Here is a 20228-nt window from a genome sequence, read left to right on the forward strand (position 1 = left end):
GTCAGTTGAATTGGGCAAGGACCAGGAAATTGTCCGGGCCGCCGCCATCCCGTAGTGGCGTGAGGCCGACCTTGGCGTCGGGGTTCGCCACGATGGCGCGCGCAACACCGGACGCGACATCCATCCTGTAATAAGCGGTGGACAGCACCACGACCTCGTTGGGAAGACGGCTCCCGGAGCCAGAGCGTTCGGGCAGAAGCAGCGACACGGAATCGCCGGTCCGCCCCGACAGGAACACGGTGGAGAGGATATCGGTCAACAGGTCATACGCGATCCCGGCACCGACGGCTTCACTTATCTCCACCGCGCCACCTGCCGCGGCACGCTGACCTTGCGCGACGACCGGTGACGGCGGTGACACCGCAAGGACCGCCCCCACGACAATGGCCCAGTGACGCATTGCCCGGCGGCGGTCCTTGCCCATGTCCATCGTTCCCTACAATCCGCTAGCGGATCACTGATAGGCAACCGTCACGTCGAAGGTGCCGCTATAGGCACCGGTCACCTGCGTCGAGGGCAGTGCGAAATTGCCGCCGACATAGAGAGTCTGGGTGCCAGCCGCGCCGAGCGCGTTGCTGAGCGTCGTCGTGGCGCCCAGATCCGGCGCGAGCGTGATGGTGATCTTCTTGGTGGCATCCGTGCTGAGCGCCAGGTCGAAGCTGGTCGGCACGCTGACGGTAGCGACCTGGCCGCCTTCGCCATCGATGGTGAATTTGGCACGCGTCGTGGTGATGCCGCTCAGGGCGATCGCACCCGAGCCGGCGGTCACAGCGTCCGCCGTGTTGGCGATGGCGACGGTGCCGCTCCCGGTGCTCGGCTTGACGATACGGCCGAAGGAGAGGTCGACATTCTTGGTCAGGGTGAGCGGCTGCACGATAGTCGTGCTTCCCGTCGCCGTGGCTGTCGCGGAAGACTGGGCAAATGCCGCCGAGGAGCCCGCAGCAAGGCCGATGGTGATGAACGCACCGGCTAAAATCTTCTTCATGACTCAAATCCCCACTAAGTACCGCCCCAACAAATGGGCGCGGTTTCCCGAAAAGGCTGTGCCCTTATTCAATTGATCGCAAATATCCTGGCCACATTCATGGTCTACGGCCAGACAAGATCCGAAGCGGGATCTTGAGTTGTATTTTTAAATTACAACCACAGTGAATATTTCTAAAACCGCAAATGCACTTAGTCAAGTGGCAGTACTTGTGCCAAAACAGCGCGGTATTTTCAACTTAACCCTTTGACAAGACAGGGATAAAAGGTCCGATACGGCCCAAAATGCCGTCCTCGCGCTCCATGCAGGCAAGAAAAAAATCGCGTAAAAAAGGTCGGAAAACCGATGCAACGCCGTTCCGAGAGCCGGCGCCCCGTCCGGGAATTCGACCTCCCAGCGATTCGACCTCACGCTAGTCTAGCTGCGGGTGCCGCGTTCCTCGCACCGCGAGCGCGCATCGTCGCCGGCAGGCACGCGCCTGTGTTGACGCAATGACCGTTCCGCTCAGAAATTCCAAAAAACCTGGAGTCTCGTCACATCTCTTCCACATAGCGCGGCTAGCTGCGGGGCCGCTTCGACCAATACCGCCGCGCCGGCGGGATCAGATAAAGGAAAACACGCGTGACGATCGACCGCAGGGCTTTTCTCCTCGGTGCCTCCGGAGCCGCCATCGCCACCAGCGAGCCGGCACAGGGGTTGCGCCGACTGGGCGGGCACGGCTCGATCGCGGATATCGAGCATGTCGTGATCCTGATGCAGGAGAACCGATCGTTCGATCATTATTTCGGCACGTTGCGCGGCGTGCGCGGCTTTGGCGATCCGCGCCCGGTAACGCTGCCGGGTGGTAAGCCGGTCTGGGCGCAACGCCGCGCGGATCGTGACGGGGGACAGATCGCCTGGCCGTTCCGGCTCGACTACGACAGCAGCAACGCGCGGTGCTTCACCGGCCTCGACCATAGCTGGAAGGACAGCCAGGCGCGCTGGCGCAACTGGGACGTGTGGGCGGACCAGAAAGGGCCGCTCACCATGGCGCATCTGACCCGCGCCGACATTCCCTATTATTACGCGCTGGCCGACCAGTTCACCATTTGCGACAGCTATCACTGCTCGCTGCAGGGGCCGACCGGTCCCAACCGCCTCTATCATTTTTCCGGCACGAACGGCCTCAGCGTCGGGCAGGAAGGGGTTTATTGCGTCACCAATGGCGGCACCGACGGCAACCCCGGCGCGGACATGACGAAGGACGACGCGACCGAGGGGCTGCCCTGGCGCACTTACGCAGGGCGGCTGGAGGAAGCCGGCGTCTCGTGGCGCGTCTATCAGGAGCTGGCCAATTATTCGGACAATCCGCTCGGCTATTTCAAGGAGTTCCGGAAGCTCGATCCGGCATCGTCGCGCTACCGGCGCGGGCGGGCCTATGTCGACTGGATCGGCGGCGCGGCACCCGCCGACCCGGAAAAGACGCAGGCACGGCATCTGATCGCTGCCTTCGCCGCGGACGTCGCCGCCGATCGCCTGCCCTCGGTTTCCTGGATCGTGCCGATGATGCAGATGAGCGAGCATCCCGATGCGCCGGTACCCTTCGGCGAAGTGCTGATCGGCAACCTCGTCGCGGCGCTCGCGGCGAACCCGACAGTCTGGGCGAAGACCGTCTTCATCCTGAACTATGACGAGAATGACGGGTTTTTCGATCATGTGCCAGCGCCCATGCCGGCGATAGAGCCGAGCTATGGCGCGAGCAATGTCGATGTGCGCAGCGAGACCTATCAGGGCGAGCCGGTCGGGCTCGGCCCGCGCGTGCCGATGCTGGTGATCTCGCCCTGGACGCGCGGCGGCTGGGTGAACTCGCAGCTTTTCGACCATACCTCCGTGCTGCGCTTCCTGGAAAAGTGCTTCGGCGTGGCCGAACCCAATATCTCGCCCTGGCGTCGCGCGGTGTGCGGCGATCTGACCTCGATCTTCGACTTCGATGTGTCGCGCGAAGCGCGTCTCGACACGGGCTGGGCGGCGGCGTTGCCCTCGGTCGCAGGCTATATCGCCGAAACCGAGCGGCTGTGCGCCGGCGCCCCTGCACCGGCGATCGCCAAGGGCAACGGCGTACCGGCGCAGGAGCCCGGAACACGCCGGGCCCGGCCGCTGCCGTACCGCTTCGCCGTCGAACCCAGCTGGTCCGACGCCGGCCTGACCTTGCGCTTCGAGAATCGGGGGTCGGTCGGGATTGTGTTCGGGGTGCAGGACGAAACCCTGTTTTCCGGCTGGCGCTATTTCACCGTCGCCGCGACCTCGCAGCTCGAGGAAGCCTGGCCGCTCCGCCGGGACCGGCCGCATGCGATCGTCGTGCGCGGGCCCGACGGTTTCCACCGCGAGTTCCGAGGCCATGGGAACGCGCCGCGGGTCGAGGCGGCAATCGCCTGGCGTGAGGATGGGACAGGCGGCACGCTGCGCCTCGCCAATCGCGGCGATGACGCGGTCGCCATGACGCTGCACTGCGCCCATCGCGGCACCAGCGAGCAGGTCGCGGTGCCCGCGGGCGCGAAAGCGCAACGGCCAGTCACGCTCGCCGACCATCGCTGGTACGATCTGATGCTGACCGCGGAGAATGGGGTACGCCTGCGCCTGGCGGGGCATGTCGAGACCGGCGCGCCCGGCATCAGCGAACCCGCTTTGGCCTTCCCGCATCCAGGCTGAGCCGTCCCCCGCTACTGTCATCATCATGTTGCCAAGCCTGCCTAGGGCTCCGCTCGATGAGGGCGGGCGAGATGGAATCGGGCGAAGACGCGGCGGCGGACGTCAAGATACTGGACCCGCGCTTCCTGTCGCTTGCGGCGATGGAGTTTTGGGAGCGATTCGCCATGTACGGCGTGAAGTCGCTGCTCGTGCTGATCCTGGTCGACCGGGTGCTGGTGGGCGACCTGTCGCGCGTGATCGGGGCGTCGGCCGTTCGCGCGGCGAGCACCGCGCTGTTCGGCCCGGTCTCCAGCATCGCCCTCGCCTCCCAGCTCTATGGCTATGCCAATGCGCTGATCTATCTTTCGATCCCGTTCGGCGGACTGGTGGGCGACCTGATCGGCAGCCGGCGAATGATGGTGGTGACCGGTGGGGTCGGCATGCTGCTCGGCCTGGTGATGATGCTGAGCGAGCACAGCTTCCTGATCGGCCTGATCCCCTTCGCAATCGGCACCGGCTTGCTGAAGGGAAATTTGTCGGCACAGGTCGGCTTGCTGTTCCGCGACGAAGCGCAACGGCGGCGCGGCTATGCCGTTTATCTCGGCTTCCTGAATGCAGGGGTGATCTGCGGCCCGCTGGCCTGCGGCGCCGTGGCGGTGGTAGCGGGTCCGGTCAACGCAATCGGCGCGGCCATCGCCGCGGTCGTCCTGGGACTGGTCTTCTATCTGCGCATCGGCGGCGAACAGGAGCGGGCGGCGGCAGTGGCCGTGCCGGCAAGCGCGCCGCGCGCGCCGCTCGCCACGACCGCGCTGCTGATCGTCACGCTGGCCGCGATCTATCTGTGCTTCGCGGCTTATGAGCAGCTCGGCAACATCTTCCTGCTATGGGCGCGCACCCGGATCGACCTGCGGGTGGCCGAGTGGACGATGCCGGTCGCCTGGTTCCTGTCGCTCGACGGCGTCTTCACGCTGGCGCTGATCGCCGGATCGCAACTGGCGATCCGCGCGCTCGAGCGGCGCGACATCGCGATCGGTCCGGTGGTGCAGGTCCTGGTGGGCGGATTGTGCTGCGCGGCGGGATATCTGCTCCTCGCGGTCGGCAGCGCTAGCAGTGGCGGGGCGCCGCTGTCGCTGCCATGGGCGCTTTGCTATCTGCTGCTGATCGACAGCGCGATCGTGCTGATCTGGCCCTCCGGCCTGAGCCTGATCGCCGGCGTCGCGCCGCGCCGGCTGGTCGGGTTCTGGATGGGCCTATTCTACCTGCACGGCTTCTTCGCGCATTTGTGGGTCGGCTTCAGCGGCGTCTATTACGAGCGCATGGCGCCACCGTCCTTCTGGCTGCTCCAGGCGGCGGTGGCGGGTTCGGGCGCGCTGCTGATGCTGCTTGTCGGGATGCCGCTGATGCGCGCCGTCAAGGACCGTCAGGCGACAACGACCTCGGCATGAGCGAACGCCCGGGCGTAATCGTGTTCGAGCGGCTGATCGGTGACGAGGATATCGACCTCGTTGAGCGCCGCCGTCTGGATCAGCGCATAGCGGCCGAATTTGGATGAATCGGCGCCGAGCAATACCTGCTTCGACGTGGCATAGGCGATCCGGCTCATCTCCGCCTCGCCGGGATGGAAATCCATCAACCCGCGCTCGATGCTGATCCCGCCGACCGACAGGATCGCAAGGTGCGGGGTGAAACCGCGGACAAAGTCCTGCGCGTGATGGTCCGAGAAGGCGCGATAATCATAGTCCATCTGCCCGCCAGCGAGGAACAGGCGGTTGTTGTTGATGCCGCCGAGATCGTTCGCCACGCGCAGCGAATTGGTGATGACGGTCAGCGCCCGCCGGTCGACCAGCTGCCGCGCGATGAAGCAACTCGTCGTGCCGGAGTCGATGAACAGGATCGCGCCGTCCAGGACGAACTCGGCGGCCGCGCGGGCAATGCGCAGCTTGGCGTCCGAATTCTCCTCCATCCGCTGATGTAGCGGCCCCTCATGGACCGGCGCCGTCATGCGCGCGCCGCCATGTTCGCGGATGATGACCCCATGATCCTCGAGCGCGCGAAGTTCGCGGCGGATCGTCTCGTCCGACACGGCGAGATCCGCCGCGAGTGCCGTCACCGACAATGTCCGTCCGCTTCGCAGCCGCGACATGATTTCGCGCTGGCGTTGTGATCGTTTCTCTATCGCCCCCTCCATCGTGCTTGTTCCCGCTAGCCCGCTGTTCCGGCCGACCATGCTTGGTGTCCGGGTTTTTGCAAGCGGGATGCCCGGGGCCGGCCGCGCGGGCCAGCCCCGGCGATATGGCCTCAGAAGCCGAAGCGGGCCGTCAGCCGCACCGAGCGCGGCGTCTGATAATTGACCGGCGCTCGATAGTCGGGGTTAGCCGATCCGTCGCCCAGTTCGCCGAAATTGTTATACGACGTCACCGCATGGCTGTTGAACAGGTTGAACACGTCGAGACGCACCGACGCGTCGACCCCATAGGGCAATGGCAGATGGACGACCGCGCTGACATCGAATTGAGTCAGCCAGTCGCCGGTGAACGCCGTGCCGCGCGGAATGAGCTTGCCCTGACAATAATAGGCATAGCCGTGATAGGTGTTCGCATAGGCATCGACATTGACCGGCACCGCGCCGATGCAGCTGTAATGCACGGGTGACTGGAGAACGGCGTTGGCGCCCAGATCCAGCATGTCGAGCAGACGGTAGCTGCCATAGGCCTTGAAGGTGTGGCGGCGATCGTTCGGCAGATAGCCATAAGCGCCGTTGACGAAGCCCGGCGAGTCGAAGTCGGCGGTGCGGTTGATCGCCAGCTGGCCATTCTCCGATCGCACGCCGCCCTCGTAATTCCCCTTGTCGAAGGCGAGCGTGTAGGAGCCGGCCAGGCTCCATTTCTTGTCGAAGCTGCGGTCGAAGGTCAGCGTCAGCGCGTTGTAATTGCGGCTCGGCTTGGGATAGCCCAGGTCGGCCGCCTTCAGCGTCACCGTCGGCGTCGAGCCGTCGGGCAGCTTGTTGATTTGCACCGTCACGTCGCGCCCGGGATTGGCGATGACGAACTGGCTGCCGCCCGGATAGGCCGACTGGCACGCAGCGGCGGTAAAGCCCTTGCCGACGCAATAGGCGCGTGCGCCGGCGTCGATCGAGATGTCCTCGATCACGTCCTTCAACTCGCGGTGCGTGAAATAGGCACCGATCCGCACATGATCGCCGAACTGATGCTCGGCACCCAGGATGAACTCGTTGCTCGACTGCGGCTTGATGTTGGTGGCGATGGCGCCGGCCGGGTTGAACGCCGAACCATCGGCCGAAACTTCGCAGTTCCGCACCCCGGTATCGGGGCAGGCGGTCGTGTTGACGACTGACAGGATCGGGGCGCCCTCGGCCGGGATGCTGCCCGCGCCGCTGACGCCGTTGAAGCGGTTATAGCGGGTGTAGGTGACCAGGCTGCCGGCGACGTTCAGGTTGATGTCGCCTGCCATCGGCAGATAATATTGCGAATAGGAGCCGAAGATCTTTGTGCGCCCGTCGCCCAGCGGATCGAACGAAGCGCCGACGCGCGGCGCCCATTGGTTGCCCGATTCGAAGAAGGACTTGCCGTTGACGCCCTGATTGCTGAAGCGGTCGTTGCGCAGGCCAAGATCGAGGCGCAGGCGATTGTCGAGCAGCGACCATTGGTCCTGCAGATAATAGGCCTCGTTGCGGACATGCGCGATGCCGTTCTGGGCATAGACGCGCGTCGTATAATATTCCGTGCCGACCGGCAGGCCGATGCGCGCGGCGGAATCGGCGGTGACGGCGAAGATCTTGAACGCGCCGGCGCCGATCGTCTGGAAGGTCTGCGCCTGAGTGTCCTTCTCATGGTCGTAGCCGATGCGGACATGGTGCGACCCGAACAGATGGAATTGCAGGTCGGCGTCCACACGGTAGAATTCGCGCTGGTCATCGGTGCTGCTGAAGGCGTCGGTCACCTTGTTGAGGCCGATCTGGATGCCAGCCGGGTCCTTCCGGTAATCGACGACCTGCGGATTGACGGTGTCGAGCGGAAGATTGCCCGAGCGCAGCTTGTTGACGCCGTACGCGCCCGACAGCGTCAGCCACGGCGTGAAGGTGCCGGTGTAGCGGCCGACATAATTGATGCCGCCCGCCCGGGCATTGGTACCGCCCGTCTTGTTGCCGAGCGTGTGGTTGGTCCGGTCCCAATTGTAGCTGCGGTTATGCGTATCGTTGGTCGTGTCGAAATAGGTGAACTCGAAATGATGGTCACCCGTGATATAGCCGTCGATCTTGCCGCCCCAGAACGGGCTCGTATTCGTCACGCCGGTTGCGTTGTTCTGATTGGCCTGCGGCGTCATCGAGCGGATGTCGCGCATATTGTAGAGACCATAGACGAACAGGTGATCCTTGATGATCGGGCCGCTGGCCTGAAGGATCAGTTCCTTGCGGCTGGCGGTCGCGTGGCGGTAGTCGATGGTGCGCGTGGACGGCGCATTGCCGCGCAGGTCATCCGGTTCCCAGATGCCGGTCACGCTAGCATGATATTCGTTCGAGCCCGACTTGGTGGTCGCGACGACATAGCCGCCGGTCGCGCGGCCGAATTCCGCCGGGGCACCGCCGGTCTTGACCTCGACCGTCTGGTAGAAGTCGAACGGCACTTCGGTCGGCTGGCCGCCCGAGACGAAATCGGTGACGTTCAGGCCGTTGATGTAGAAGGCGTTCTCGGTGAACGCAGCGCCGGCAATCGAGACCTGGTTGGCAAAGCCGCCGTTCGAGGGCGACGAACCCTGCACAGTGCCCGGCGTGAGCAGCATCACGTCGCGCAGCGAGCGGCCGATCGGCACGCGCTGCGTGAGGGACGCAAGATTGATCGTGCTCCCGACGGTGATGTCCTGGAAATCCGCGACGCGCTGGCGCGCACCCGTCACGACGATGTCGCCATTTTGCGACTCCGGGACCAGGCGGTAGCTGTTGGCCCCGCCGGTCTCCCGCGTCAGCGGCACGCTGGATTCGCTATAAGCCGTGAAGCCGTCCGCCGTGATGGTGACATCGTAATTGCCGGGCGAGAGCTGCGGGATGGTATAGGCGCCAGCGCCATCGGTCGTCGCCGTGCGGCTGACGCCCTTGTCCGAGGAGGTGATCTTCACCTGCGCATCGGCGATCGGCGCGCCGTCCATCGAGGTTACCCGGCCCGAGGCGGAAATGTTGGTGTAATCCTGAGCGCCGGCAGGCGCCGCCGCCATGACGACGACCGCGGTCGAACCGAGCATCAGCAACGCGCGCAGAGCTGCGCGCGACGAAAGTCGCGTGAAGCGGAACATCGAATTTCCCCTTTTGGTGATTAAAGCCGGAAACGCGGTGAAACCGCGTCACGGAGGGTCCGTTATGCGGAGGCTGTGGATTTTTTGTGACAATACGACAGAAAATGCACAAAAACTGTGGGCGGCAACCATAGCAGGAGGACGCGACACGCCGGCTACGTCAGGCGCGCCCTTCCACCCCCCGCCCCTTCTTTCGTCTCTGATCGATTTCCCCGTTCGCACTAACCGAGTTAAGTCGTTTCCGCCCGCACGGTGCCGAGTCTAGGTTCCGTGAAGAAGGTTCAACCACGAGAGGATACCGACATGGACGCGAAGACGAGCGGCGACCCGCTGGGCTGCCCGATGAAAGAGCCTGCCGCGCTGCGATCCCTTCTCGGGCGGACCAACCGCGACTGGTGGCCGAACCAGCTGTCGCTGGACATCCTCCAGCAAAACGGCCTGTCGGGCGATCCGATGGGCGACGATTTCGATTATGCGGCCGAGTTCAAGACGCTCGACCTGGCGGCGGTGAAGCGCGACCTGACCGCGCTGATGACAGACAGCCAGCCCTGGTGGCCGGCCGATTACGGGCATTACGGCCCCTTCTTCATCCGCATGGCCTGGCACAGCGCCGGCACCTATCGCAGCGGCGACGGGCGCGGCGGTGCCTCTTCCGGGTCGCAGCGCTTCGCGCCGCTCAACAGCTGGCCGGACAATGGCAATCTCGACAAGGCGCGCCGGCTGCTCTGGCCGGTGAAGCAGAAATATGGCCGCAAGCTGAGCTGGGCCGATCTGATGATCCTGGCCGGCAATGTCGCGATCGAGTCGATGGGCGGACCTGTTTTTGGCTTCGGCGGCGGCCGTGCCGATGTGTTCGAGCCCGAAAAGGACATTTACTGGGGCACCGAGGAGCAATGGGTCGGCCATGCCGACAACCAGACGCGCATTCAGCCCGAGCGTGAGATGGTGCTGGAAAGCCCGCTCGCCGCGATCCAGATGGGCCTGATCTACGTCAATCCCGAAGGGCCAGGCGGTAATCCTGACCCGATTCAGTCGGCGCGCGACATCCGCGAGACGTTCGCCCGGATGGGCATGAACGACGAGGAGACCGCGGCGCTGGTCGCGGGCGGCCATACCTTCGGCAAGGCGCATGGTGCGGGCGACGCCTCGCTGGTCGGTGCGGAGCCGGAAGGCGCCGATATCGCGCAGCAGGGGCTTGGCTGGCAGAGCGGGCATGAGTCGGGCGTGGGCGACCACACCATCACCAGCGGCATCGAAGGCGCGTGGACGCCGACGCCGATCACCTGGGACATGAGTTTCTTCCACATGCTGTTCGACTACGAGTACGAACTGGTGCGCAGCCCGGCGGGGGCCAAGCAATGGCAGCCGATCAACCAGGCACCCGAGGACCTCGCGCCCGGTGCGCACAGCCCCGAACGGCGCCTGCCGACGATGATGACCACCGCCGACATCGCGATGAAGGCGGACCCGGCGTACCGCGCGATCAACGAGCGGTTCCGGGACAATCCCGACCAGTTCGCCGATGCCTTTGCCCGTGCCTGGTTCAAGCTGTGCCATCGCGACATGGGGCCGAAGGTGCGGTATCTCGGGCCCGACGTGCCGGCCGAGGACCTGATCTGGCAGGATCCGATCCCCAAGGCGGACTATACGCCGATCGATAGCGGCGATGTGGCGGCGCTGAAGCAGAAGATCCTGGCATCTGGGCTGAGCGTGGCCGAGCTGGTGCGGACGGCCTGGGCATCGGCCGCGACCTATCGCGGGTCGGACCATCGCGGCGGCGCCAATGGCGCGCGCATCCGCCTGGCGCCCCAGAAGGACTGGGAGGTCAACGAGCCGGCGAAGCTGGCCAGGGTGCTGGAGGTCTATGAGGGCATCAAGCGCGACTTCGACGGTGCCGGGGCGGGCAAGAAGGTCAGCATCGCCGACCTGATCGTGCTGGGTGGCTCTGCCGCGGTCGAGAAGGCAGCGAAGGATGCCGGGCAGGACGTGACCGTGCCCTTCTCGCCGGGCCGCACGGACGCGACCGCCGAGCAGACCGAAATCGGCAATATCGACGTGCTCGAGCCCAAGGCGGACGGGTTCCGCAACTATCTCTCGGTGCGGTTCAGCGTGCCGACCGAGGAGTTGCTGATCGACCGGGCGCAGTTGCTGGGGCTGAGCACGCCCGAGATGACGGTGCTGGTGGGCGGCCTGCGCGTGCTGGGCGCCAATCATGGCGGCTCGGCGCACGGCGTGCTGACCGACCGGCCGGGGCAGCTGACCAACGACTTCTTCGTCAATCTGCTCGACATGGGCACGGCGTGGAAGGAAATCGACGAAGCCGGTGACGAGGAGTTTGCGGGGACCAACCGCAACACGAACGAGCAACGATGGACCGCGACGCGGACTGACCTGGTGTTCGGATCGAACTCACAACTTCGGGCGGTGTCCGAGGTCTATGCTTCGAACGATGTGGGGGGGAAGTTCGTGAAGGACTTCGTTGCCGCCTGGACCAAAGTGATGGACGCGGACCGATACGATCTGCGGGTGTGACCCCTTCTTTTAGCTTAAGCGCTCATGGCCGCCGGCGACTCCCCTCGCCGGCGGCCTTTTTATTTGGTTCGTGCGGAGGCGCGGAGGGGGTGCGCTCACGAACTGGCGAGATTCCCCTTCCCCGTTCGTTTCGAGCGAAGTCGAGAAACAGGCCAAACAGCGCACGGGTCGGTTTCTCGACTTCGCTCGAAACGAACGGGAGAGGGTGTGACCGGGCGAGGTTTAACCCGTGATGCGCACCGCAACCGCTTCCGCCACCTTGATGCCGTCGACCGCGGCCGAGAGGATGCCGCCGGCATAGCCAGCGCCTTCGCCGGCGGGGAACAGGCCGATCGTGTTGAGGCTCTGGAAATCCGCGCCGCGGGTGATGCGGATCGGGGACGACGTGCGCGTTTCGACGCCGGTCATCAGCGCGTCGGGGTGGTCATAGCCCGGGACCTGGCGGCCGAAGGCGACCAGTGCCTCACGCATCGCCGTCACGGCGAAATCGGGCAGGCATTCGGCCAGGTCGGTCGGGGTGACGCCAGGAAGATAGGAAGGCACGACGGTGCCGAGCTTGCTCGATGGGCGGCCGGCGAGGAAGTCGCCGAGCGTCTGGGCGGGGGCCCTGTAGGTCGAGCCGCCGGCGACATAGGCGCGCGATTCCCAGTGGCGCTGCAACTCGATGCCGGCGAGCGGGTGGCCGGGATAGTCACGCGCGGGATCGATGCCGACGACCAGGCCCGAATTCGCGTTGCGCTCGTTGCGGGAATATTGGCTCATGCCATTGGTGGCGACGCGGCCTTCCTCCGAGGTGGCGGCGACCACCGTCCCGCCGGGGCACATGCAGAAGCTGTAGACGGTGCGGCCGTTCCTGCAGTGATGCGACAGGCTGTAATCCGCCGCGCCGAGGATCGGGTGGCCGGCCGAGGGGCCGAAGCGGGCGTCGTCGATCCAGCTTTGCGGATGTTCGATGCGCACGCCGATCGAGAAGGGCTTGGCCTCGACGAACACCCCTTCGTCATGGAGCATGTGGAACGTGTCGCGCGCGCTATGTCCGATCGCGAGCACGACCTGATCCGCCTCGAGATAGTCGCCGGTGTGAAGGTGAAGACCCGTCACGCGGCGGGAGCCGTCCGGGGCAGTCGCGATATCGATCCGGTCGACGCGGTTCTCGAAGCGATATTCGCCACCCAGGCCCTCGATCGTCTCGCGCAGGCTCTGGACCATCGCGACCAGGCGGAAAGTGCCGATATGCGGGTGCGCCTCGGTCAGGATCTCGGCGGGAGCGCCGGCCTTGACGAACTCGATCAGCACCTTGCGGTCGAGATGGCGCGGGTCCTTGATGCGGCTGTAGAGCTTGCCGTCGGAGAAGGTGCCGGCCCCGCCTTCGCCGAACTGGACGTTGGATTCGGGGTTGAGCTCGCTCTTGCGCCACAGGCCCCAGGTGTCCTTGGTACGCTGCTTCACCTCCTTGCCGCGATCGAGGATGATCGGGCGAAAGCCCATCTGGGCGAGGATCAGCCCGGCGAACAGGCCGCACGGGCCAGTGCCGATGACGACGGGGCGCTTGCCGCTCCAGCCGGAAGGGGCCTTTACCGGGAAGCGATAGCTGGTGTCGGGGGTGCGCTGGACATGGCGGTCCCTTTTGAAGCGCGCGAGGACGGGCGCCTCGTCGCGCAGGGTGACGTCGACGGAATAGACGAGCTGGATGTCCATCTTGTCGCGAGCGTCATGGGCGCGGCGAGCGATGGTGAAGCGGACCAGGTCGCGCGGCGTGATGCGCAGGCGATTGCGGATCGCGGCGGCCAGGGCCTCTTCCGCATGGTTGAGCGGCAGTTTCAGTTCAGTGATGCGGAGCATGAGTGCGCCATAACGGGGGATGCGGGGTTCGGCCAATCCTCTCGCGGCTGCTCCGTCCTCCCCGCCTTCGCCGGCGAAGGTGAAATGGGGAAGGCACGGAACAACGTCGAAAGGGCGGCGTAGAGCGCGCGTCCCCCTTCCTTTCCCCCTGTCGCTGGCGTAACCTTATCTCATGCGCAAACATATCCTGATCATCACCGGAATCCTCATCGTCGCGGCGATCGCCTTCTGGTTCTGGCTGCGCCAGCCCGATGTGGCGCGCCTCCCGGTCGACGCCGTCACCGGCGCCAGGCCCGAGATCACGCCGCCGCGGATCCAGAGCTTCCCGACGATCGGGGTGGCGGACGCGGTAGGCTGGCCGAAGGGGGTGACGCCGGTGCCCGCCGCCGGGCTGGCGGTGACGGCGTTCGCGGGCGGGCTCGAGCATCCGCGCTGGCTCTATCGCCTGCCCAATGGCGATGTGCTGGTGGCGGAGAGCAACTCGCCGCCGCGCGAGGGCGGCGGCATCACGGGCAAGGTGATGGGCTATCTGATGGGCCGTGCGGGCGCGGGCGTGCCTTCGCCCAACAAGATCGTCCTGCTGCGCGACGCCGACGGCGACGGCGTGGCGGAGAGCCGCACGACCTTCCTGTCCGGGCTCAACTCGCCCTTCGGCATGGCCCTGATGGGGGGCTGGCTCTACATCGGCAACACCGACGCGCTGGTCCGCGTGCCGTACAAGGACGGCGACACGAAGATCGCGGCGAAGCCAGAGACGGTGATCAAGCTCAACCCGGGCGGCAATCACTGGGCGCGCAACGTCATCGCCGACCCGGACGGCAAGACGCTGTACGTGACGGTCGGATCGTCGAGCAACATCGCCGAGAACGGGCTGGAGGCGGAGAGATTCCGCGCCAACATCCTGCAGGTCTATCCCGAGGCAAAGACCTTCCGGGTCTATGCGGCGGGGCTGCGCAACCCCAATGGGCTGGCGTTCGAGCCGAAATCGGGCGGGCTGTGGGTGACGGTCAACGAACGCGACATGCTCGGATCCGACCTGGCGCCGGATTATATGAGCGCGGTGGAGCTGGGCGATAATTTCGGCTGGCCCTGGTATTATTGGGGCGGCTATCCCGACACGCGCGTGGAGCCGGCCAATCCGCAGCTCCAGCAATATTCGAAGCGGCCCGATTATGCGCTGGGGCCGCACACCGCCTCGCTCGGCATCAGCTTTGCCGGCGATGCGAAGCTTGGCGACCGATTCGCCAACGGCGCCTTTGTCGGCCAGCATGGATCGTGGAACCGGGAGCCGGTGTCGGGCTACAAGGTCATCTATGTGCCGTTCGGCGACACTGGCTTTCCGCTGAAGGGCGCGAAGCCGGTCGATGTGCTGACCGGATTCCTCGACAAGGACGGCAAAGCGCAGGGGCGTCCGGTCGGCGTGATCACCGATCGGACGGGCGCGCTGCTGGTGGCGGACGATGTCGGCAATGTGATCTGGCGGGTAGCGGCCAAATAGGGCGCGGCAAGGATATCGGGCTGGGATATCGGGCTGGGATATCGGGCTGCGGCCGGCTCCCCCCGAAGCCGCCGCAGCCCGTGTCGCGCGTATGCTGCTTTCGCCGCGCGCGCGCTCCTCCCCAAGACTATTAGCACCCCTCGTGCCAAAATCCGAGTTCTTTCTTAAGGGTATAGCTTCCTCATGGCTAACGGATAGTTTAGGAAACACGATGTTACCCATAACGGGTAACAGGGCCACGATGGCCTTATCCGCGAGAGAGGATGCCGATGAGTGATCGTGTCGTCACCAACCAGGCCAAGATCGGCGAGAATTGGCGAGTCGCCGTGAGCTCGCTGCAGAACCTGTTCCTGACGATGCATCGCACCCTCTCGGCCGCCATACCGGTCGGCCCAACCGAATTGCTGATCTACGCCACGGTGTCCACCGCCAATGTCCAGCGGCTGATGCGCGAGCGCGCCATTCCCGAACCTTTTGCCGGGACCGCGATATTGCCGCGCGAATGGGTCGTGCCGATCTCGCGCAACGCGATCGCCACGGCGAGCGGCCTGCCGCGCGAGACGGTACGCCGGCACGTCGCGCGGATGATCGAAGCCGGATTGCTGATCGAGGATAGCCGCGGCGGGGTCACCCTGCCGGAAGGCGTGATCCAGGATCGCCAGCTCGAGCCGTTTCTGGAGGGAATGCTGACCATCTACGCGCGCAGCGCCGAGGAATTGCTGCGCAGTGGGGTGATTCGAATCGAGAAGGATTGAAGGCCGCCAGCTGTCCGGGCGCTATTTTAGCAGCGTCTTTCCCCGTTCGGTCAGCTTGTCGCGAATCTTGCCGGCGAACAGGCGGAGCATCGGCGGCAGATCAAAGCTCGCATGGACCCTGGTCTCCATCACGTCGAGCCGGCTCGCAACGCGCTGGCCCATCGCCTCCACGGTGAAGATCAGTGTGTCGCCGTCCCAGCGATGCTCGGTGACGGTACCGCCGGGCACGAAGGATGCCAGTTTGCCGACCCCCTTGTCGATTCGCGCGCGGGCGGCGGCGAGACCAAGCTTGTGCGGGATATCGACGGTGATCGGGTCGGTCATCGGGCTATCCCTCAACGCGCGAACAGCATCGCGTCATCCGCGAACGCCTTGAACTCCAAAGCGTTGCCGCTGGGGTCGATGAAGAACATCGTCGCCTGCTCGCCGACCTGCCCCTTGAAGCGGACATGCGGCTCGATGCCGAAGCGGATGCCCGCCGCCTTCACGCGCTCGGCGAGGGCCTCCCAATCGGCCATTTCGAGGACGACGCCGAAATGCGGCACGGGCACGTCATGGCCGTCGACTGGATTGGCGACCGCCACCGGCGTCGCCGCGGGATCGAGATGCGCGACGATCTGATGGCCGAACAGGTCGAAATCGACCCAGGACTCGGCGCTGCGCCCCTCGGGGCAGCCCAGCACGCCACCGTAAAAGGCGCGCGCGGCCGGGATGTCGTGGACCGGGAAGGCGAGGTGGAAGGGGCGGAGCGTCATGAGGCCCGCCATAACGCCAATCCACGGTGTTCGTCACCCCGGATCCCTCGACGAAGCTCGGGACAGGCTTGTTCCGGGGTCCACCGTTCCGCATACGGACGACCGAAGCACTTGCGGCCCGGTGGATGCCGGAACAAGTCCGGCATGACGGAAGTGGGGAAGGCCTTGCTCGACAATCAGGTTCAGGCATTGCGGCGCGCCGCGGCGGCACGCCCCGCCCTGCTCTCCCTCGCACTCGGCGCACTGTCCGCGACGGGCTTCGCACCGCTCGATCTCTGGCCGGTCGCGCTTGTGTGTTTCGCCCTGTGGATGGGGCTGATCCACGATTCGCCCGCGCTGAAACCGGCACTGCTGCGCGGCTGGCTGTTCGGGGTCGGGCAGTTCGCGATCGGCATCAACTGGCTGCAGCATCCCTTTGTCTATCAGGACGCGATGCCGCATTGGCTCGGCTATGTCGGCGTGCTGCTGTCGGCGCTGTATCTCGCCCTTTACCCGATGTTCGCGGCCGGACTGGCCTGGCGCCTGGCGAGCCCGCGCGCGGCGGGCGACGCGACGACGCGGCCGGGCATCGCCTATCTCCTTGTCTTCGGCGCGGCCTGGATCATTACCGAATGGCTGCGCGCGACGATGCTCAGCGGCTTTCCGTGGAACCCGCTCGCGGCGATCTGGGTACCGATGCTCGGCGTGGCGCGGATCGCGGCCTGGACTGGAACCTACGCCCTGTCCGGCCTGACGGTGGCGATTGCCGGAACCCTGATCCTCGCGGCCGGCCCGCGCTGGATCGTGCCCGCCGCTGCCGCGATGGTCATTGCGGTGCTGGCCGTGCTGGGTCTTCCCATCGAGACCACACCCGCCGCGCTGCCCGCCGACTCGCCCTATGTCCGAATCGTCCAGCCCAATCTCGGCGAGGAGGAGCGCCCCACTCCCGCTTACGCCGAGAACAGCCTGCGCGCGCTCGAATCGCTCGCCGGCACGCCCGGCACCCATCCGCGCCTGATCGTGTGGCCGGAAGGCGCGCTGCGCTTCTTCGTCGAGGACGGGTATCCGGCCGATTATTACTGGCGCGGATCGCCCCTGATCACGCGCCGCCGCATCGCCGCCCTGCTCGGTCCGCGTGACATGGTGCTGAGCGGCGGCAACGCGCTGCAATTCGATAGGGCGGGCAATCTCACCGCGGGGACCAATTCGGTCTTCGCGATCGATTCGGCCGGCACGATCCGCGCGCGCTACGACAAGGCGCATCTCGTGCCGTTCGGCGAATATCTGCCGCTGCGGCCGCTGCTCACCGCGTTCGGGCTTCAACGCCTGGTGCCGGGCGACCTGGATTTCGCTCCGGGGCCCAGGCCGCGCACCATCGCCCTGCCCGGCTTTGGCGATGTCGGCATGGACATCTGTTATGAGATCATCTTTTCCGGCCAGGTGATCGATCCGGCGCACCGGCCTGCGGTGATCTTCAACCCTTCGAACGATTCGTGGTTCGGCGACTGGGGCCCGCCCCAGCATCTTGCCCAGGCGCGTCTGCGCGCGATCGAGGAGGGGCTGCCGATCATCCGTGCGACTCCGACCGGCATATCCGCGGTGATCGCGGCTGACGGCCGGCTGCTCGACAGCCTGGCGCTGCACAAGGCCGGCGCGATCGAGCTTGCCATGCCCCAGGCGGCGGCACCGACGCTGTTCTCCCGCCTCGGCAACTGGATGGCGGCCCTTGTCGCGACGACAATGCTGCTCCTGGCAGTTGCGTTCCGCCGGTCGGCTCGCTAGGGCAATCATATAAGGAAAGCTTTATATGCGGTTTCCGGAGGGCCGGGACCGCGCCAGCCAAGGGTAGATTTGATGCGCGCTTCGTTTCTCTTCACCTCCGAATCGGTTTCCGAAGGCCATCCCGACAAGGTCGCCGACCAGATTTCCGACGCCGTGGTCGATCTGTTTCTGTCCAAGGACCCCTATGCGCGTATCGCCTGCGAAACGCTGACCACGACCAACCGTGTCGTGCTGGCCGGTGAAATCCGCTGCAAGGGCGTGTTCGAGAATCACGAATGGGCACCCGGAGCGAAGGAAGAGATCGAGGCAGCGGTTCGTGCGACCGTGAAGCGGATCGGTTACGAGCAGGACGGTTTCCACTGGGCGAATTTCTCGTTCGAGAACCATCTGCACGCTCAGTCCGCGCACATCGCGCAGGGCGTCGACGAGAGCGGCAACAAGGACGAAGGCGCCGGCGACCAGGGCATCATGTTCGGCTACGCGACCGACGAGACCCCCGACCTGCTGCCCGCCACGCTCTATTACTCGCACCGCATCCTCGAGAAGCTGGCGTATGACCGCCACAACAAGGTCGTGCCCTTCCTCGAGCCCGACGCGAAGAGCCAGGTGACCTTGGAATATCGCAACGAGGTCCCGGTCCGCGCGACGGCGCTGGTCGTCTCGACCCAGCACGCGCCGGGCTATTTCTACGACGGCACCGAAGGCAATCCGGAGCTCTACAAGGAGCTTCGCGACTATGTCGTCGGCGTGTTCAACGAAGTCCTGCCCGAGGGCTTCGTGGACGAAGAGACCAAGATCTACGTCAACCCGACCGGCCGTTTCGAAATCGGCGGCCCTGACGGCGACGCGGGCGTCACCGGCCGCAAGATCATCGTCGACACCTATGGCGGCGCAGCCCCGCATGGCGGCGGCGCTTTCTCGGGCAAGGATCCGACCAAGGTCGACCGCTCGGCCGCCTATGTCGCGCGCTATCTCGCCAAGAACGTCGTCGCCGCCGGCCTCGCGCGCCGCTGCACGATCCAGCTGAGCTATGCGATCGGCATCGCCGAGCCGCTGTCTGTCTATGTCGACACGCACGGCACCGGCACCGTTCCGGAAGCGAAGCTGGAAGAGGTCCTGCCGAAGCTGGTCCGCCTGACCCCGAAGGGCATCCGCGAGCATCTGAAGCTCAACGCCCCGATCTACCAGAAGACCGCGGCCTATGGTCATTTCGGCCGCAAGCCGGACGGCGATTCCTTCACCTGGGAAAAGACCGATCTGGTCGACCAGCTCAAGGCCGCCGTCGCTTGAGCCGCCCAGCCCACTGACGCGCAAGACGGCGCGGTTCCGCTTCGACGGAACCGCGCCGTTTTCGTTGAAGGCTTGCACCGAGCCTCCACGCGACTATGCCCGCCCGACCATGAACGATCCGACCACCATCCGCCGCCTCTATGGCCGTCGCCAGGGGCATAAATTGCGCCTTGGTCAGGCCGCGCTCGTCGAGGAGCTGCTGCCCGAGATCAGCGTGCCCGAGAGCGGGCCGATCGATGCGCGGAGCCTGTTCGGCGATGACCGTCCCCTCGAAGTCGAGATCGGCTTCGGCGCGGGCGAGCATCTCGCCGGTCAGGCGGCGATGCGGCCCGGCACCGGTTTTATCGGCTGCGAGCCGTTCCTCAACGGCGTGGTCGGCGCGCTCAACCATGTCCGCGACGGCGAACTGGAGAATGTCCGGCTACACATGGGCGACGCGCTCGAGGTGATCGAGCGGCTGCCCGATGCCTCGCTCGACCGTGTCTATCTGCTCCACCCCGATCCGTGGCGGAAGGCGCGCCATGCCAAGCGGCGGATGGTCAATCACGGGCCGCTCGACCTGATCGCGCGCAAGCTGAAGCCAGGTGCCGAATTCCGCCTGGGCACGGACGATCCGACCTATTGCCGCTGGTCGATGATGGTGATGAACGCGCGGACCGATTTTATCTGGCAGGCGACGCACCCATGCGATTTCCTGACCCGGCCGGACGACTGGCCCGAGACCCGCTACGAGCGCAAGGCGCGGCGGCAGGGGCATGAGGTCTGGTACTTCCGATATCGCCGCAGCTAGGTCGGGGCGGCGGGAAACCGGGAGCATCTTCGGTCGTTTGGGCAGG

At 65.5% G+C, this 20228-nt stretch carries 15 protein-coding genes; 8 read left to right on the forward strand and 7 right to left on the reverse strand.

Annotated elements, in window-relative coordinates:
• Position 1 precedes the first annotated feature (1 nt).
• On the reverse strand, positions 2–424 hold the full coding sequence (locus AC1DX5_RS12430) for a hypothetical protein (RefSeq protein ID WP_465172376.1): 423 nt from the start codon (positions 422–424) through the stop codon (positions 2–4).
• Positions 425–454: 30 nt separating this feature from the next.
• Positions 455–985, reverse strand: a complete 531-nt coding sequence (locus AC1DX5_RS12435; protein ID WP_465172375.1) for a DUF4402 domain-containing protein — start codon at positions 983–985, stop codon at positions 455–457.
• A 621-nt stretch (positions 986–1606) separates the two neighbouring features.
• On the opposite strand from AC1DX5_RS12435, the gene AC1DX5_RS12440 reads away from it, so the two are divergent.
• Complete coding sequence (locus AC1DX5_RS12440) at positions 1607–3673, forward strand: phosphocholine-specific phospholipase C (protein WP_478015722.1); 2067 nt, start codon at positions 1607–1609, stop codon at positions 3671–3673.
• Positions 3674–3744: 71 nt separating this feature from the next.
• Positions 3745–5097, forward strand: coding sequence for an MFS transporter (locus AC1DX5_RS12445; RefSeq protein ID WP_478015724.1), 1353 nt, complete (start codon positions 3745–3747; stop codon positions 5095–5097).
• Here AC1DX5_RS12445 and AC1DX5_RS12450 read toward each other — a convergent pair.
• Together AC1DX5_RS12450 and AC1DX5_RS12455 are read right to left on the reverse strand one after the other, a co-directional pair.
• Complete coding sequence (locus tag AC1DX5_RS12450; RefSeq protein WP_478015726.1) at positions 5073–5879, reverse strand: DeoR/GlpR family DNA-binding transcription regulator; 807 nt, start codon at positions 5877–5879, stop codon at positions 5073–5075. The two genes, AC1DX5_RS12445 and AC1DX5_RS12450, sit on opposite strands and share 25 nt — an antisense overlap.
• Positions 5880–5950: 71 nt before the next feature.
• On the reverse strand, positions 5951–8959 hold the full coding sequence (locus AC1DX5_RS12455) for a TonB-dependent receptor (protein WP_478015728.1): 3009 nt from the start codon (positions 8957–8959) through the stop codon (positions 5951–5953).
• A 303-nt stretch (positions 8960–9262) separates the two neighbouring features.
• Here AC1DX5_RS12455 and katG point away from each other — a divergent pair, with 303 nt between their 5' ends.
• A complete protein-coding gene (gene katG, locus AC1DX5_RS12460) occupies positions 9263–11491 on the forward strand; it encodes a catalase/peroxidase HPI (RefSeq protein ID WP_478015730.1) in 2229 nt (742 codons plus the stop codon).
• A gap of 222 nt (positions 11492–11713) precedes the next feature.
• On the opposite strand, the gene AC1DX5_RS12465 is transcribed toward katG, so the two are convergent.
• The gene (locus tag AC1DX5_RS12465; protein WP_478015732.1) at positions 11714–13333 is read right to left on the reverse strand and encodes an NAD(P)/FAD-dependent oxidoreductase; all 1620 of its coding nucleotides are present in this window, start codon (positions 13331–13333) and stop codon (positions 11714–11716) included.
• A gap of 172 nt (positions 13334–13505) precedes the next feature.
• On the opposite strand from AC1DX5_RS12465, the gene AC1DX5_RS12470 reads away from it, so the two are divergent.
• Positions 13506–14831 (forward strand): PQQ-dependent sugar dehydrogenase, encoded by a 1326-nt coding sequence (locus AC1DX5_RS12470; protein ID WP_478015734.1) that lies wholly within the window; start codon positions 13506–13508, stop codon positions 14829–14831.
• A 269-nt stretch (positions 14832–15100) separates the two neighbouring features.
• Positions 15101–15586: a winged helix-turn-helix transcriptional regulator gene (locus tag AC1DX5_RS12475; RefSeq protein WP_465172367.1), complete on the forward strand. Its 486-nt coding sequence runs from the start codon at positions 15101–15103 to the stop codon at positions 15584–15586.
• Positions 15587–15607: 21 nt separating this feature from the next.
• Here the strand turns inward: AC1DX5_RS12475 and AC1DX5_RS12480 are convergent, their stop codons facing one another.
• Positions 15608–15910, reverse strand: a complete 303-nt coding sequence (locus AC1DX5_RS12480; protein ID WP_465172366.1) for a polyhydroxyalkanoic acid system family protein — start codon at positions 15908–15910, stop codon at positions 15608–15610.
• Between the two features lie 11 nt (positions 15911–15921).
• A complete protein-coding gene (locus AC1DX5_RS12485) occupies positions 15922–16341 on the reverse strand; it encodes a VOC family protein (RefSeq protein WP_478015736.1) in 420 nt (139 codons plus the stop codon).
• 144 nt (positions 16342–16485) lie between these two features.
• Here AC1DX5_RS12485 and lnt point away from each other — a divergent pair, with 144 nt between their 5' ends.
• From lnt to trmB, 3 genes are all read left to right on the forward strand, one after another.
• On the forward strand, positions 16486–18102 hold the full coding sequence (gene lnt, locus AC1DX5_RS12490; RefSeq protein ID WP_478015738.1) for an apolipoprotein N-acyltransferase: 1617 nt from the start codon (positions 16486–16488) through the stop codon (positions 18100–18102).
• A 72-nt stretch (positions 18103–18174) separates the two neighbouring features.
• The gene (gene metK, locus AC1DX5_RS12495) at positions 18175–19392 is read left to right on the forward strand and encodes a methionine adenosyltransferase (RefSeq protein WP_478015740.1); all 1218 of its coding nucleotides are present in this window, start codon (positions 18175–18177) and stop codon (positions 19390–19392) included.
• A 109-nt stretch (positions 19393–19501) separates the two neighbouring features.
• Complete coding sequence (gene trmB, locus AC1DX5_RS12500; protein ID WP_465172362.1) at positions 19502–20182, forward strand: tRNA (guanine(46)-N(7))-methyltransferase TrmB; 681 nt, start codon at positions 19502–19504, stop codon at positions 20180–20182.
• Positions 20183–20228: the final 46 nt, after the last annotated feature.

Source organism: Sphingomonas sp. P2_B6 (genome assembly GCF_056404755.1).